Origin of the sequence: Delftia sp. ZNC0008, assembly GCF_000799035.1 — a bacterium.
GTDB lineage: Bacteria > Pseudomonadota > Gammaproteobacteria > Burkholderiales > Burkholderiaceae_C > Comamonas > Comamonas tsuruhatensis.
The window spans coordinates 1-13569 of the sequence record NZ_JTKZ01000427.1 but is presented as its reverse complement, the minus strand read 5'-3'; the positions used below and the strand labels follow the sequence as shown (position 1 = coordinate 13569).

General features: G+C 68.5%; 12 protein-coding genes and 1 pseudogene. 1 reads left to right on the top strand and 12 read right to left on the bottom strand.

What is annotated here, in order from left to right:
- Positions 1-636, top strand: a 636-nt coding sequence (locus tag L995_RS14100; RefSeq protein WP_047472361.1) for a LysR substrate-binding domain-containing protein, incomplete at its 5' end; no start/stop codon positions are given.
- 6 nt (positions 637-642) lie between these two features.
- On the opposite strand, the gene L995_RS14095 is transcribed toward L995_RS14100, so the two are convergent.
- From L995_RS14095 to L995_RS14040, 12 genes and pseudogenes are all read right to left on the bottom strand, one after another.
- A complete protein-coding gene (locus L995_RS14095) occupies positions 643-1938 on the bottom strand; it encodes an MFS transporter (RefSeq protein ID WP_047472360.1) in 1296 nt (431 codons plus the stop codon).
- A 29-nt stretch (positions 1939-1967) separates the two neighbouring features.
- Positions 1968-3035: a porin gene (locus tag L995_RS14090; RefSeq protein WP_013804504.1), complete on the bottom strand. Its 1068-nt coding sequence runs from the start codon at positions 3033-3035 to the stop codon at positions 1968-1970.
- A 198-nt stretch (positions 3036-3233) separates the two neighbouring features.
- Entirely contained in the window at positions 3234-4193 is a 960-nt protein-coding gene (locus tag L995_RS14085) for a PDR/VanB family oxidoreductase (protein ID WP_047472359.1), read from the bottom strand.
- Positions 4190-5215: an aromatic ring-hydroxylating oxygenase subunit alpha gene (locus L995_RS14080; RefSeq protein ID WP_047472358.1), complete on the bottom strand. Its 1026-nt coding sequence runs from the start codon at positions 5213-5215 to the stop codon at positions 4190-4192. Before L995_RS14080 ends, L995_RS14085 begins: the two co-directional genes overlap by 4 nt.
- Positions 5216-5239: 24 nt before the next feature.
- A complete protein-coding gene (locus tag L995_RS14075) occupies positions 5240-5461 on the bottom strand; it encodes a recombinase-like helix-turn-helix domain-containing protein (RefSeq protein WP_016452043.1) in 222 nt (73 codons plus the stop codon).
- Between the two features lie 43 nt (positions 5462-5504).
- Positions 5505-6482 (bottom strand): Bug family tripartite tricarboxylate transporter substrate binding protein, encoded by a 978-nt coding sequence (locus L995_RS14070; RefSeq protein ID WP_047217886.1) that lies wholly within the window; start codon positions 6480-6482, stop codon positions 5505-5507.
- 52 nt (positions 6483-6534) lie between these two features.
- Positions 6535-7497 (bottom strand): annotated as a pseudogene (locus tag L995_RS14065) (VOC family protein).
- Between the two features lie 11 nt (positions 7498-7508).
- On the bottom strand, positions 7509-8981 hold the full coding sequence (locus L995_RS14060; protein WP_047472357.1) for an aldehyde dehydrogenase: 1473 nt from the start codon (positions 8979-8981) through the stop codon (positions 7509-7511).
- Positions 8982-9016: 35 nt separating this feature from the next.
- Positions 9017-10723, bottom strand: a complete 1707-nt coding sequence (locus L995_RS14055; protein WP_047472356.1) for a thiamine pyrophosphate-binding protein — start codon at positions 10721-10723, stop codon at positions 9017-9019.
- A 34-nt stretch (positions 10724-10757) separates the two neighbouring features.
- Positions 10758-11555, bottom strand: a complete 798-nt coding sequence (locus tag L995_RS14050) for an SDR family oxidoreductase (RefSeq protein WP_047472355.1) — start codon at positions 11553-11555, stop codon at positions 10758-10760.
- Positions 11548-12441 (bottom strand): IclR family transcriptional regulator, encoded by an 894-nt coding sequence (locus L995_RS14045; protein WP_047472354.1) that lies wholly within the window; start codon positions 12439-12441, stop codon positions 11548-11550. The genes L995_RS14050 and L995_RS14045 overlap by 8 nt, the downstream gene beginning before the upstream one ends.
- A 12-nt stretch (positions 12442-12453) precedes the next feature.
- Complete coding sequence (locus L995_RS14040; protein WP_012202888.1) at positions 12454-13224, bottom strand: SDR family oxidoreductase; 771 nt, start codon at positions 13222-13224, stop codon at positions 12454-12456.
- Positions 13225-13569: the final 345 nt, after the last annotated feature.

Genomic DNA, 13569 nt, shown 5'->3' with positions numbered 1-13569 from the left:
CCGCGTCTGCGCATTGCCGCGCCCTTTGGCTACGGGCGCAGCCGGCTGGCCCCGGCCCTGGTGCCCTTCACGCGCCAGCACCCGCAACTGAAACTGCAGCTGGACCTGCGCGAAACGCCTTTCCCCGACCGCCACGATGCCGATGCCGTGGTCCACATCGGCGCGGTGCGCGACTCCTCCTGGGTGGCGCGCGAGCTGGCTGCCAACGACCGCTGGCTGTGCGCCAGCCCCGACTACCTGCGCCGCCATGGCACGCCCGCCACGCCGCGCGAATTGCTGGAGCACGCCTGCATCTGCATCCGCGAGAACGAGGAGGATGTGACGCTGTGGCACCTGCGCCCCGCCGCCAGCCGGCGTGCCGTGGACGGCCAGACCCTGCGTGTGACGCCGTCCTATGTGACCAACGATGGCGGCGTGGCCCGCCACTGGGCCGAACAGGGCCTGGGCCTGGTACTGCGTTCGCAATGGGACATGGCACCGGCCATTGCCGAGGGCCGGCTGGTGCGCGTGCTGCCCGACTGGCATTTCGGCAGCGCGCCCGTCACCCTGCTGGTGCCCACGCGCAAGGGCCGCACGGCGCGCGTGCAGGCCTTGGTGACGTTTCTGGAGCAGTGCGCCGCAGCGGGCGCGCTGTAGTGCAGGTCAGGCCGTGCGCGCGGACGTATCCCGGGCATCGCTGGCACCGTGGGTGCCCTGGCCGCGCTCGCGCAGCCACAGCACCAGGCCGCAGACCATGACCACCAGCTGCGTGCCCACCAGCAGGCCGAAGCCGGCAACGAAACCGCCGCCGGCCGAACGCGATGTCCAGCCAATGACGGCGCCCATGAGCGCAGGCATGAAGCCCGCCACCAGGGTCGCCGTGCCGTTGACGACGCCATAGGCGCTGGCCACATGCTCGGGCCGCGCGCAGTACTGCACGGTGCTGGGAATGGCCGGGCTCATCAGGCCCCAGCAGAAGTTGGCGGCGATCAGGCAGTAGGCCGCCGCGTAGCGGTCTTCCATGTGGATGGCCAGCCAGATGGCCAGCGCCAGGCCCAGGCTGCCGCCGACGAAGATCAGGGGCACCTGGCGGCGCGGCAGGCGGTCGATGACGATGCCGCCGACCAGCACGGCCAATACCGTGGCGTACTGCGGCAGCGAGGCCAGCCAGCCCATCTCGCGCAGCGAAAAGCCGCGCGACTCCAGATAGGCCGGCAGCCAGTTGCTGCTGCCCCAGAGGTAGGAGAAGAAGGCCGCCGACAGCACGGCCACCAGCACCAGATAGCGCGTGTGCATGGCGCCGCGCACGATCTGCCCGACCTGGCCCACCGCCTCGCCCAGCGAGCGCGGGCGCGGCATGCCGGTGTCCACGCGGGGCATGCGGATGAAGGCCAGCACCAGCGGAATGCCGATGGCCACATTGATCAGGCCCAGCACGTGGAACGAGGTCTGCCAGTCATGGCCGGCCACCAGGTAGCCGATCAGCGGATAGCCCACCGCCAGCCCCAGTCCCGTGCCCATGTTCACGAAGGAGTTGGGCAGGCCGTTCTCGTGGCTCTGGAAATGCGCCTTGATGTAGCTGCCCGCCAGCGAGTACAGAGGCCCTTCGGAGATGCCCAGCAGGATGCGCGAGGCCAGCAGCAGGCCATAGCTGTTCATGGCCGGGGACAGAAAGGACACGGCGCCCCACAGCAGCAGGCCGACCACCAGGCTTCGGCGCACGCCGAAGAGCGCCGCGCAAAACGGCGTCAACACGAAGGAAGAAACGCCGTAGCCCACCATGAAGGCCGTGGCCAGCAGGCCCTGGCGCGTGCGGTCGTCGTGCGTCAGCCCGATGTGGTCCAGAAATCCCTGGTCGAGGATGAGGATCGAAAGGTTGATCCGGTCCACATAGGAGATGGCGACGATGATGAAGAGGCTGATCACCCCCCACCAGCGGGCCGCACGCATATCTTTCATGGCAAGTCTCTATCGCCCGATGGGCTGTATCAGAAGAAGTGGCGCACGCCCACCTCGAAGCCGGAGGAGCGGCCGCCCAGCGTGGTGCCCGGGGCCGACAGGCCCTGCACGCCGATGGACTTGGCCGCGCCGTCCTTGTTCTTGAGGAAGGCCACCGTGCCGTAGACCTGGGTGCGCTTGGACAGGTTGTGCCCGTAGCCCACGCTGATCTTGTTCCAGTCGGCATTGCTGCCGTCGGTGTTGTAGTGGCCGTAGGAGGCCTTGAACTCGCCCATGCCCACGGGCGCGGTCACGCCCAGCTGCAGGGCGGTGACCTTGAGGGCGCCGCGCTTTTCGCTGGCCCACAGCAGCATGGGCTTGGCCACGCCGAAGTCCCAGCTCAGGCCCACGTTGCTGGCCGTGAGGTTGGTCGCATCGCTGTCGCCATAGAACTTGCCCGTGGCCAGCGCGCCGTTGAAGGGGCCCTGGCGGTAGCCGAAGCGCAGGCCGCGGTAGTCGCCCTGGTTCTTGTTGGGTGCGCTGCGCGCCTGCTCGCCCATGGCCACCTGCACCTGGCCGTAGAAGCCGCCCAGGTTCTGCGGCAGGAAGTAGCTGACCGCGTTGCTGATCTGGATGGGCGCGCCGCCCGTGGCCGTGCCCGTGCCGGGAATGCCCAGCATGGTGAAGCCCATGGTGCCGCCCACGCCGTTGGTGAGGAAGGGGTCGAAGATCAGCGTGCTCAGGAAGGTGGCCGAGTCATCGCGGCCCAGGCGCACTTCGCCGAAGTCGCCCGACAGGCTCACGGTGGAGCGGCGGTTGAAGCTCAGGCCGCCACCGCTGGCCTTGCCCGAGCCGCTGTCCACGTCCATGCCCGCCTCCAGCCAGAAGCCCGCACGCAGGCCGCCGCCCAGCTCTTCCGTGCCGCGAAAGCCGAGGCGGCTGATGTTGGCGCCGCCCGTGGACAGGCCGGTCTTGGAGGGGCCGGAGCCGTTCAGGTGCGTGACGCCGACATCGACGACGCCGAAGATCTCGACCTTGGACTGCGCCGAAGCGGCACCGGGCAAGGACGCCAGGCAGGCTAGCGCCACGCCCAGCATGGGCGTATGGATGGTTTTCATGGGGTTGTCTCCTCTGGGGGTGGTGGCTTGGGGGGTGGTGGTGGTTTGTCTTCAGTTGCTAGCCCAGGGCCTCGCTCGTCAATTCAGCATGGCCCAACTCAGGGACACCGAGGAAGGGCCGCCCCGCACCGAGGGTGTCGTCCCCCTCCCCCGCGAAGCGGGTAGAGAGGGGGAAGGCGCGAAGCGACTCAGGGGGTGTCATACATCCAGCACTAAACGTTCGCTCTTGCAGCCGGAAACGCAGACCATCATCACTTTGTTGCTGGCCTTTTCCTTGGGGCTGAGCACCGAGTCGCGGTGGTCCGGAATGCCTTCGAGCACGCGCGTCTCGCAGGAGCCGCAGACGCCTTCGCAGCAGCTGTGGTCCATCTGGATGCCGGCATCCAGCAGGGTGTCGAGCAGCGACTTCTCGGGCGTGATCTCGATGAAGCGGCCGCTGCGCTTGAGTTCCACCGTGTAGTTGCTGCACGCATCGTCGGCGGCCTTGACCTCCACGGGCGTGAAGCGCTCGACGTGGGCGTTGGCGTGGCCCAGCTCGGCGCAGAACTTCTCGAAGGCGTCCAGCATGGGCGTGGGGCCGCAGGCGTAGTGGTGCGTGCCCGCGTCGGGCTGGCGTTGGGCCAGCAGCGCGCGCAGGTCGGGCGGGCCGCCGGCCTCGCTGTCGAAGTGCAGGTGCAGCGGCATGCCCAGCGCCTGCAGCTCCTCCAGGAAGGCCGCGCCCTTGCGCTCGCGGGCGAAGTACAGCATCTCGAACGAGCGGCCCTGGCCCTTGAGGCGGCGTGCCATGCACAGCAGCGGCGTGATGCCGATGCCGCCGGCCACCAGCACGGTGTGCGCGGCGCTTTCGTCCAGCGCGAAATGGTTGCGCGGCTCGGAGATGGTGATGGGCATGCCCACGCGCAGCGACTCGTGCACGCAGCGCGAGCCGCCGCGGCTGGCGCGGTCGCGCAGCACGCCGACCACGTAGCGGTGGCGCTCCTCGCTGGGGTTGCTCAGCGAGTAGCTGCGCACCAGGCCGTTGGGCAGGTGCAGATCGATGTGCGAGCCCGGCGTGAAGGCGGGAAGCTCCCCGCCCGCCACGGGCCGCAGGTCCACACTGATGGTGTCCTGGGCCTCGAAGCGCAGCGTGTGCACGAAGGCCTGGAGGTTGGTGCTCATGATGCGGCGCCTTCGTCGATCTGCTCCTGGGCCAGGCGGCGCAGGTGGCGGCGCAGGCGCACCAGGCCGATGTCGTGCTGGTAGAGGTTCTCGCGCTCGTTGGCGTCCAGCTCCATCTGCTCCATCATGATCCGGTCCTGCTCCAGCACGGCCCAGTGGCGCGCCTCCAGGCGGTTGCGGTACAGGAAGCGCCAGGTGTCGCGCATCCAGCCTTGCACCTTGCGGCAGCGCCAGAAGAACACGGCGCACAGGTCGGCGCTGATGGGCGTGACGCAGGCCACGATGGCGAAGTTGCCGCCGGGGCCGCCGGTCTTGGGGTACGGAATCTCCAGGCGCATCCAGTGCACGCCCGTGCTGCCCCACTCGGTCCAGTCGAAGTTCACGCCGCGCTGGCCCACCTTCTCGAAGACGAAGCCGTCATCGGTCTCGCGCACCTGGAACGTGGCCTTGCTGTCACCCTCGGCCATGGAGTGCGACTGCTTGTGCAGGAAGGTGCCGTGCATGGGGTCCATGACGTTGTCCAGCGCATAGCGGTAGTCGCTGCGCCACTCGGCATAGCACAGGAAGTTGGAGTACTCGGGCGAGGTCAGCTCCTCGGGCAGCGTGAACTCGGGCGCCTCGTCAACGGTCTTGTCGCTGTTGTAGAGAAAGATGGCGCCATGCGCCTCGCGCGCATGGAAGGCCAGCGCCGCGCGCGAGCCTTCGAGCTTGCAGCCGGGGCTGCCGGGCACCTTGGTCACGGTGCCGTCGCCGCGCACTTCCACGCCGTGGTAGGGGCAGGCCAGGCGGTCGCCCAGGATCACGCCCTGCGACAGCGGCGCGCCGCGGTGCGGGCAATGGTCTTCCAGCGCGTGGACCTGGCCGTCGGCATCGCGCCACAGCGCGATCTTGCGGCCGAAGCGGCGCACGGACACGGGCTGGGTCTTCACGAAGTCCGAGGGGCAGACCGCGTACCAGAGGTTCTTCAGGCCTTTGTTGAGCAGGCCGTCCACCGGATCGATGGTGATGGTTTGTACGTTCATGGGGCTCTCCAGTCCTGCTCGGTATCAATAGCCCAGCCGCGCCATCAGCGCCTGGAAGCTGTCTTCGGTCCAGGCCTCGCCGTTCTCGCCGGAGGGGCCGCTGCGGTTGAGGTAGGCCACCAGTTCGGGCAGGGTCTGCACGCCTTCGCCGAAGGCGCGTTCGATGGAATCGCCCAGCAGGTCTTCCATCAGGGTGGGGGCACGTTCGCGCGCCTGGTGCGGCTCGAGATAGCGATCAGCGGCCATGGTTCTCTCCTTCGAAAACTGTCTTGTGTGGGGTTGGCTGCGCTCAGTCGGCGCGGATGTCCAGGTCTTTGATGAGCTTGCCGAAGCGATTGAAATCGGCGGCATTCGTCTTTTCCAGGCGCGCGGGCTCGCCGCCTGCGGGCAGCGCGCCGAAGGTGGCCATCTTGGAGACCACGTCGGGCATCTTCAGGATCTCGTTGAGGTGCGTGTTCAGCAGCTTCACGGTCTCGGGCGACATGCCCTTGGGGCCGAACAGGCCCTGCCATGCGGACACTTCCACATCCTTGACGCCCAGCTCGGCCAGGGTGGGCACATTGGGGGCCAGCGCGCTGCGCTGGCTGTCGGCCACGGCCAGGGCGGTGACCTTGCCGCCGACGTAGGGCGCGATCGGTCCCCAGGTCATGAAGGTCGTGGGCACATGGCCGCCGATCAGGTCGTTGACGGCAGGTGCCACGCCCTTGTAGGGAATGTGGGCGATGCGCGTGCCGGCGGCGCGGTTGAACATCTCGCCCAGGATGTGCATGGGCGAGCCGCTGCCGGGGCTGGCGTAGGTCAGGCCGTCGCGCTTGCCCTGGGCGATCAGGGTCTTCATGTCCTTGATGCCCGAGGCCTGGTTGGTGGCCACGAACATGGGCTGCACGCTGGTCTGCACGATGGGCGTGAAGCCGTGCAGCACGTCGTAGCTGGAGCCCGAGGCCGTCTTGAGCACGAACTGCGCGATGGCGAAGGTATTGGGCGCCAGCAGCAGCGTGTAGCCGTCCGGCGAGGCCTTGGCCACATGCACGCTGCCGATGGTGCCGCTGGCGCCGGGGCGGTTGTCCACCAGCACGGGCTGGCCCAGGCGCGTGGACAGCTTCTCGGCATACAGGCGCGCCATGGCATCGGTGTCGCCACCGGCCGGATAGGCCACGATGATGGTGATGGGCTTGGCCGGATAGGCCTGGGCCATCGCGGTGCCGGACAGCGTGGCTGCAGCCAGGAATGCAGCGGCAAGAGAAACCTGGCGACGTGTCTTGTTCATGGTGGGGGCCGTGGGGTGGTTGGGTTGTGGGGGTAGGCCGTCAGGCGCGGTCTCAATGCCGCTTGTCGGTGATGAATTTCCCGTCGCTGGTACCCACGCCCTTTTGGCGCCGGGTGTTGCCGTCGATGCCGCCATCGATGGCCCATTCGGCAAACACCGTGGGGCCGGGCTCGAACTCGCGGGGCTGCCAGTCGGCGGTGAGCTGGTCCTCGTCGGCGTAGTACTCGACCAGGGCGCCGGCCGGATTGCGGAAGTACCAGAAATAGGCCGAGGACACGGGATGGCGGCCCGGGCCCAGCTGGGTGTCCCAGCCGCAGCGCGAGATGTGCATGCCGCCGCCGAAGACCTCGTGGATGTCGCGCACCGTGAAGGCCACGTGGTTCAGGCCAGCGTCCTTGGCGGGGCGCTGCAGCAGGAAGATGTCGTGGTGGCCGCCGTCGGGCGCGCAGCGCAGGAAGGCGCCGCGCTCGGGGTAGCGGTCCGAGGCCGCGAAGCCGAAGTTGTCCACGTAGAAGCGCTCGCAGGCCTGCACGTCCTTGACGAAGAACACCACATGGCCGACCTCGATGGGCTGGGCGCGTTCGTAGGCCGGGCTGGCCTGGTTGACGCGGTCCTTGCGGTTCCAGGTGTTGTAGGCGGCGCCTTGCACATCCACATCACGCTTTTGCGTGACCTACAGGCGCACGGACAGGCCGTTGGGGTCGATGCAGCCTATGCGCCCCTGGCCCTGTGTGAAGCCCGGCAGCGCGGCAATGCGGCTGGCGTACAGCGCAAGGTCCGCCTCGCTTTCCACACCCCAGACCACTTCGCGCAGCGTGGGGCCGGCCTCGATGGCGGGCGGCAGATCGGGATGGTCCACGGCGGCCACGATCACGCGGCAGCCGTTGAGGGTCTCGAACACCAGCCGGTCGTCCGCTTCCTGCACCAGCGCCAGGCCCCAGTCCAGGAAGAAGCGGCGGCAGGTGGCCAGGTCGTCCGCGCCGTAGGTGATTTCGTCTATGCCCAGTACGCTCATGTCGTGCTCCTTCAATTTGCCCAAGCGATGGGGCTCTCGTTCAAGCCCCAGTACATGCTCTTTTGCTCCATGTACTGCTGTATGCCCAGCCGTCCCTTCTCGCGGCCCAGGCCGCTGTCGCGCCAGCCGCCGAAGGGCGTGGAGATGGAGAACTGCTTGTAGGTGTTGATCCAGACCGTGCCGGCCTGCACGGCGCGGCCTATGCGCCAGGCGCTCTTGTAGTCGCGCGTCCAGATGCCGGCGGCCAGCGCGTAGACGCTGTCGTTGGCCTGGGCGAGCAGGTCGTCCTCGTTGTCGAAGGGCATGGCCACGAGCACGGGGCCGAAGATTTCCTGCTGGCAGATCTGCCAGTCGTTCTTCACGCCGTCGATGATGGTGGGGCGGTAGTAGTAGCCGCGCTCGAACTGCGCGCCCTCGGGCCGCTGGCCGCCCGTGAGCAGCCGGCCGCCCTCGGACAGGCCCAGGGCCACATAGCTCTCTATGGATTCGCGGTGCTTGGCGGTGATCAGCGGGCCCATCTGCGTACGCTCGTCGGCCGGGTCGCCCACCTGCAGCGCGGCGGCCTTGGCCGTCAGGCGCTGCATGAATTCGGCATGCAGGCTGCGCGCCACGAACAGGCGCGAGCCCGCGATGCACGATTCGCCCGAGGAGCTGAAGATGCCGTAGAGCACGCCGTTGACGGCATGGTCGATGTCGGCATCGGCCAGCACCATGGTGGCCGACTTGCCGCCCAGCTCCAGCGAGACCGGCATCATCTTGTCTGCCGCGATGTGGGCGATGTGCTTGCCCGTGGACGTGCCGCCCGTGAACGACACGCGCTTGACCAGCGGATGCTTGGTGATGGCGTCGCCGATCACCGAGCCACGGCCCGGCAGCACGCTGACCAGGCCCTTGGGCACGCCGGCCTCTTCGCAGATCTTCGCCAGCTCCAGCGCCAGCAGCGGCGTGGCCTCGGCGGGCTTGACGACCACGGCGTTGCCGGCGGCCAGCGCGGGCGCCAGCTTTTGCGCCTCGCTGGCGATCGGCGAGTTCCACGGCGTGATGGCCGCCACCACGCCCATGGGCTCGTACACGCTCATGGTCATGAAGTCGCCGCGCGAGGGCGTGATGGTTTCCTCCATGGTCTCGCAGGCCGCTGCAAAGAACTGGAAGGTGGCGGCGCTGGCCACCAGCATGCGTGTTTCCTTGATGGGCTTGCCGTTGTCCAGGCGCTGCAGCTGGGCCAGGGGCTCGGCGCGCTCGCGGATCAGCTGGGCCACGCGATGCAGCACGGCCGCGCGCTCATGGGGCTTTTTCTGAGCCCAGCCGCTGGTGCGGAAGGCGTGGTCGGCCTTCTGGATGGCCTCTTCCACATCCTCCAGGCTGGGCGCGCGCAGGCGGCCCACCACTTCGCCGGTGGCGGGATAGAGCGTGGTGGATTCGCCGCCGCCGCCCAGGCGCCATTCGCCGGCGATGTTGATGGGGAGCAGTTCCAGGTTCGACATGGTGAGCCTCTCTCGTTCGTTCGAATCCAGCCGCCTCAGGCGGCCTTGGTGGCCGTGGTGGTGGCCGGGATCTGGTCCAGCTTGTTCACGGGCGGGCCAGAGAACGTGGCCTTGAAATTGCCGATGGCACGCATGTCGATCTCCAGCAGGAAGGGGCCCTTCTTCGTCCAGGCCGACTGCAGCACCGCCGGCAGCTCCTTGAGGTCTTGCACGCGGGCATGGGGCAGCTGGATGGAGGCGCACAGCTGCGCGTAGTCGGGCGTGTGCAGCTCCACATAGCAGCGGCGGCCGCCGTAGGAGGCGTCCTGGATGTTCTGGATCACGCCGTAGCGCTGGTCGTTCATCAGCACGATCAGGGTGTCGCACTCTTCCTGCACCAGCGTGGCCAGCTCGCCCAGGTTCAGGATGAAGCCGCCATCGCCCGCCAGGCCCAGCGTCTTGCGGCCCGAGCCGCTGACCGCCGCGCCCACGGCCGCGCCGATGGCCATGGGCATGCCCATGCCGATGCCGCCGCCCGTGGCGTGCACACCCGCGTTGGGCTCGAAAAAGCGCAGCTCGCGGTTGCCCCAGGTGCTGTTGGAGACGGTCACGTCGCGCACCCAGTTGAAGTTGCGGCCCACGGCCTTTTGCAGCTCCTGCACCAGCACGCTGTACGGGCCCAGGCCGTCGCGCATGGTGGCCACGGCCTCGTCGTGCACCTGGCGCAGGTCGGCCAGCAGCTCGGGGTCGGCCTTGTAGCCGCGCGCCTCCAGCCGGTCGGCCAGGCCTGTCAGCGCCAGGGCCGAGTCGCCGCAGACAAAGCCGTCATCGGCATAGCAGCGGCCCTGCTGGGCGGCGTCCACATCGATGCGCAGCAGCGGGCGCGGCAGCTTCAATTCGTACTTCAGCGTCTCGTTGCTGCGCAGGCGCGTGCCCACGGCCAGCATGGCGTCGCAGCGCTGGTAGAAGGCCTCCACGGGCTTTTGGATGTTGTAGGCGCCCAGCGAGGCCGGATCGTCCTCGGCCACGATGCCGCGGCCCTGGCCCGTGCTGACGATGCCGAAGCCCAGCGCCTTCAGGCGCTGCACGGCAGCGACTGCGTGGCGTGCGCCGCCACCCAGCCACAGCAGCGGGCGGCGTGCCTTGGCCAGCGTGTCGGCCAGGGCATCCAGCGATGCCTCGCTGGGGGCCAGCACGGCCACCGGCAGCGGCGACAGGTCGGCCGGCATGTCGATCACGGTCTGCTGGATGTCGATGGGAATCTCCACGCTCACCGGGCCGGTCGGCGCGGTCATGGCGGCCTGCACGGCGGCCTTCAGGGTGGACAGGCAGGTCTCGGCGCTGCGCACGCGGAACGCCGCCTTGGACACGGCGCCCAGCATGGTCAGCTGGTCGGGCGCCTCGTGGATGTACGACAGCTTCTGGTCCAGGTACTGCGTCTCGATCTGGCCCGTGATGTGCAGCAGCGGCGTGCCGGCCGTATAGGCCTCCACCAGGCTGCCCGCAATGCTGCCGGCGGCCGGGCCGGTGCTGGTGATGCACACGCCCAGGCTGGAGGTGGAACGCGCGCAGGCATCGGCCATGTTGCCGGCGCCGGCCTCGCCGCGCGCCATCACGAAGCGGACCCTGCCGCGCGCATGCATCGCGTCCAGGATGGGCATGTTGTGGATGGAGATCACCCCGAACGCGGCCTGCACGCCGCAGTGTTCGAGGAACTGGGCCACAACGGCGCCGACGGTGATTTTGGATGCGGAAGAAGTCATGTTCTGCTTTGAATCGGGTGAAGGGGCTGAAGCACTACGCTTGCCGTGCAAGGCCACCGGAGACGTCGATGTGGCTGCCGGTCGTGTAGGAGGACAGGGGCGTGGCGAGATAGAAGATGGCGCGCGCGGCCTCGTCGGGCGAGCCCAGGCGGCCCAGCGGAATGGACTTCTTGCGGGCGAGGTCGGCGCTCCAGGCGTTCCAGTCCTGGCTGCGGTCCTCGCGCGCCTCGAAGCGGCGGCGCCACTGGCCGGACTCGATCAGGCCGACCAGGATGCCGTTGACGCGCACACCCTTGGGCGCGAACTCGGTGGCCATGGAGCGCACCAGGTTCTTGAGGCCGGCGCGCGCGGCCGAGGTGGCCACCATGTGCGGCTCGGGCTGCGAGGCCAGCAGCGAATTGACGCAGACGATGGCCGGCTGCGCCGTGCGCTCGAGCTGCGGCAAAAAGGCGCGCGTGGGATGCAGCACCGAGAAGAACTTCAGGTGCAGCTCCTCGGTCCAGGCCGCATCGTCGGTGCTGGCAAACGTCGAGACCCGGCCCTGGCCCGCGTTGTTCACGAGGATGGAGGCCGGACCCAGCGCAGCCTCGCTGTCGCGCGCGAACTGCTGCACCTGGGCGGCGTCGAGCACGTCGCAGGCCTGGGCGAACAGGCGGGCCTCGGGATGGCTTCCGCGCAGTTGCTGCACGGCCTGCTCCAGGCGTTCGGCGCTGCGCCCGCACAGGGCGACACGCGCGCCCTGCGACAGCAGCAGATCGACCGTGGCCAGGCCAATGCCCGAAGAGCCGCCGGTGACGACGGCCGTGGTGTCCTTGAGTTGGGAATCAAACATGGCCGCCTCCTGCGCGCCGGGAATTGAGGGAAAGCAGCTGTGCCGTCTGCGTTTGCGTTTGCGCTTGCGGGCGGTAGTTCAGCAGCTCGGACAGCTCGGCCGCCGCGTCGCAGACGCCGGCGATCAGGGTCTCGGCACGGCCCTCCTCCACATGGGGCGCGGGGACCGTCGTGCCCAGCGCCGCCACCACGCGGCCGCTGTGGTCGCGCACGGGGGCGGCGATGGTGCAGATGGAGCTTTCGTAGAAGCCCTCGCTGAACACATGGCCGCGCTCGCGGTCGGCCTCGACCAGGTTGAACAGGTCCAGCACCGTGCGCGGCGTCTTGGGCGTGTGCGCTTCCAGGTGGTCTTCGGGGTAGAGCGCGCGCAGTTCGGGCAGGGACAGGTCGGCCAGCAGCACGCGGCCCAGGGCCGTGGCATGGGCAGGCAGGCGCGTGCCCACGCGCACCGAACTGGTCAGCGGCGTGGGTGGCGTGACCTTGGCCACATAGACGATGGAGCGGCCATCGCGCACCACGATGTTGCAGGGATAGCGGATCTCGCCGCACAGCCGCGCGATCACAGGCTGGCCCAGCTCGGTCAGGTCCATGGACGACAGGAACTCGAAGCCCAGGCGCAGCACGGACAGGCCCAGCCGGTAGTCATTGCTTCCCTCGGCACGCTGCAGAAAGCCCATGGCCTCCAGTGTGTTGAGCATGCGGAACACCGTGGCGCGCGGCAGCTGCAGGCGGCGGGCCAGCTCGGGCGCGCCCAGCGTGGCATTGCCGCGCCCGAACTCCTGCAGCAGGCGCAGGCCGCGCTCCAGCGCGGGCACCATGTATTTGTCGGTGCCGTTGTCCGCGCTCTCGGCGCTCTCGGCATTCCCGGAAGAGGGGGTGTCGTTCATGGCGAAACCCCTTCAATTCATGACGAAGCCGCCGTTGACGGGCAGCACCTGCCCCGTCACGAAGCGCGCGCCATCGGACAGCGCATAGGCCACGGCGCCCGACACATCCTCGGGCCGCTGCTCGCGCTGCAGCGCGCGCTGGTCGATGTACAGGCGGTGGCGGTGCTCGGGCACGTATTCCGTGGCCTCCACCAGCACCAGGCCCGGCGCCACGGCGTTGATGGTGATGCCGTCGGCGCCCAGCTCGCGCGCCATGGAACGCGTCATGGCCATCACAGCGCCCTTGCTGGCCACATAGGCCATCAGGTTCGGGGCGCCCCACATCGCGGTGTCGGACGCCAGGTTCACGATGGCACCCCGGCCGCTGTCGCGCAGCGCGGCGCGGCAGGCCCGCGTCATCAGCCACACGCCGCGCACGTTCACGTTCATCACCTGGTCCCACTTGTCCAGATCGATGTCGTCCATGCCCTTGCCGCCCGAATCGGTCACGGCCGCGTTGTTCACCAGGCCGTCCAGCCCGCCCAGCGCCTGCACGGCCTGCTGCGCGCAGCGCTCTATCGACTCCGGATTGCCGGCATCCAGCCCGAAGCCATGGGCCTCGAAGCCCTGCGCACGCAGCCGGGCCACGGACTCGGCCAGCAGCTCCTCGCGCAGATCGGCCATGGCGACACGCGCGCCCTGCTCGCAAAAGGCCTTGGCGAACGCAAAGCCCAGGCCGCGCGCCGAGCCTGTGACGAGGATGCGGCGGCCGGCAAGCTGGCCTGTGGAGGGCGTGGTGTTCATGGCGTACCTCAATCGAAGGGGGTTTGCGTCTGTTTCAAATTTGAAATGACACTTTTTTCTTGAAACAAGCGTGAGTTTAGGACTGATGGTTCGGGGTGGGATTGGGGAAAACACGGAGACGTGTGGGAAATGGATGACAGAGGTGTGTCTGGGTGTGTGTTTTTCGGGGTCTTTTTTGATGCTTCCTTGGTCTGCTTTGGACGCATGCCCGGCCTGCGGGCAGAGGCCGGGTTTCGGCCCGGCAGCCGACCGACTTTCTTGCCGCGCGGCAAGAAAGTCGGCAAAGAAACGCGCCCAAATGCCCGCGACCCCTGCGCTTCGCTCCGGGGCAACCTGCGTCGTGGC

Coding starts and splice junctions, on each gene's coding strand:
- L995_RS14085 (WP_047472359.1), bottom strand. CDS start 4,193: ATGAGCACCAACCTCCAGGCCTTCGTGCACACGCTGCGCTTCGAGGCC.
- L995_RS14080 (WP_047472358.1), bottom strand. CDS start 5,215: ATGAACGTACAAACCATCACCATCGATCCGGTGGACGGCCTGCTCAAC.
- L995_RS14055 (WP_047472356.1), bottom strand. CDS start 10,723: ATGACTTCTTCCGCATCCAAAATCACCGTCGGCGCCGTTGTGGCCCAG.
- L995_RS14045 (WP_047472354.1), bottom strand. CDS start 12,441: ATGAACGACACCCCCTCTTCCGGGAATGCCGAGAGCGCCGAGAGCGCG.
- L995_RS14075 (WP_016452043.1), bottom strand. CDS start 5,461: ATGGCCGCTGATCGCTATCTCGAGCCGCACCAGGCGCGCGAACGTGCC.
- L995_RS14060 (WP_047472357.1), bottom strand. CDS start 8,981: ATGTCGAACCTGGAACTGCTCCCCATCAACATCGCCGGCGAATGGCGC.
- L995_RS14090 (WP_013804504.1), bottom strand. CDS start 3,035: ATGAAAACCATCCATACGCCCATGCTGGGCGTGGCGCTAGCCTGCCTG.
- L995_RS14095 (WP_047472360.1), bottom strand. CDS start 1,938: ATGAAAGATATGCGTGCGGCCCGCTGGTGGGGGGTGATCAGCCTCTTC.
- L995_RS14040 (WP_012202888.1), bottom strand. CDS start 13,224: ATGAACACCACGCCCTCCACAGGCCAGCTTGCCGGCCGCCGCATCCTC.
- L995_RS14050 (WP_047472355.1), bottom strand. CDS start 11,555: ATGTTTGATTCCCAACTCAAGGACACCACGGCCGTCGTCACCGGCGGC.
- L995_RS14070 (WP_047217886.1), bottom strand. CDS start 6,482: ATGAACAAGACACGTCGCCAGGTTTCTCTTGCCGCTGCATTCCTGGCT.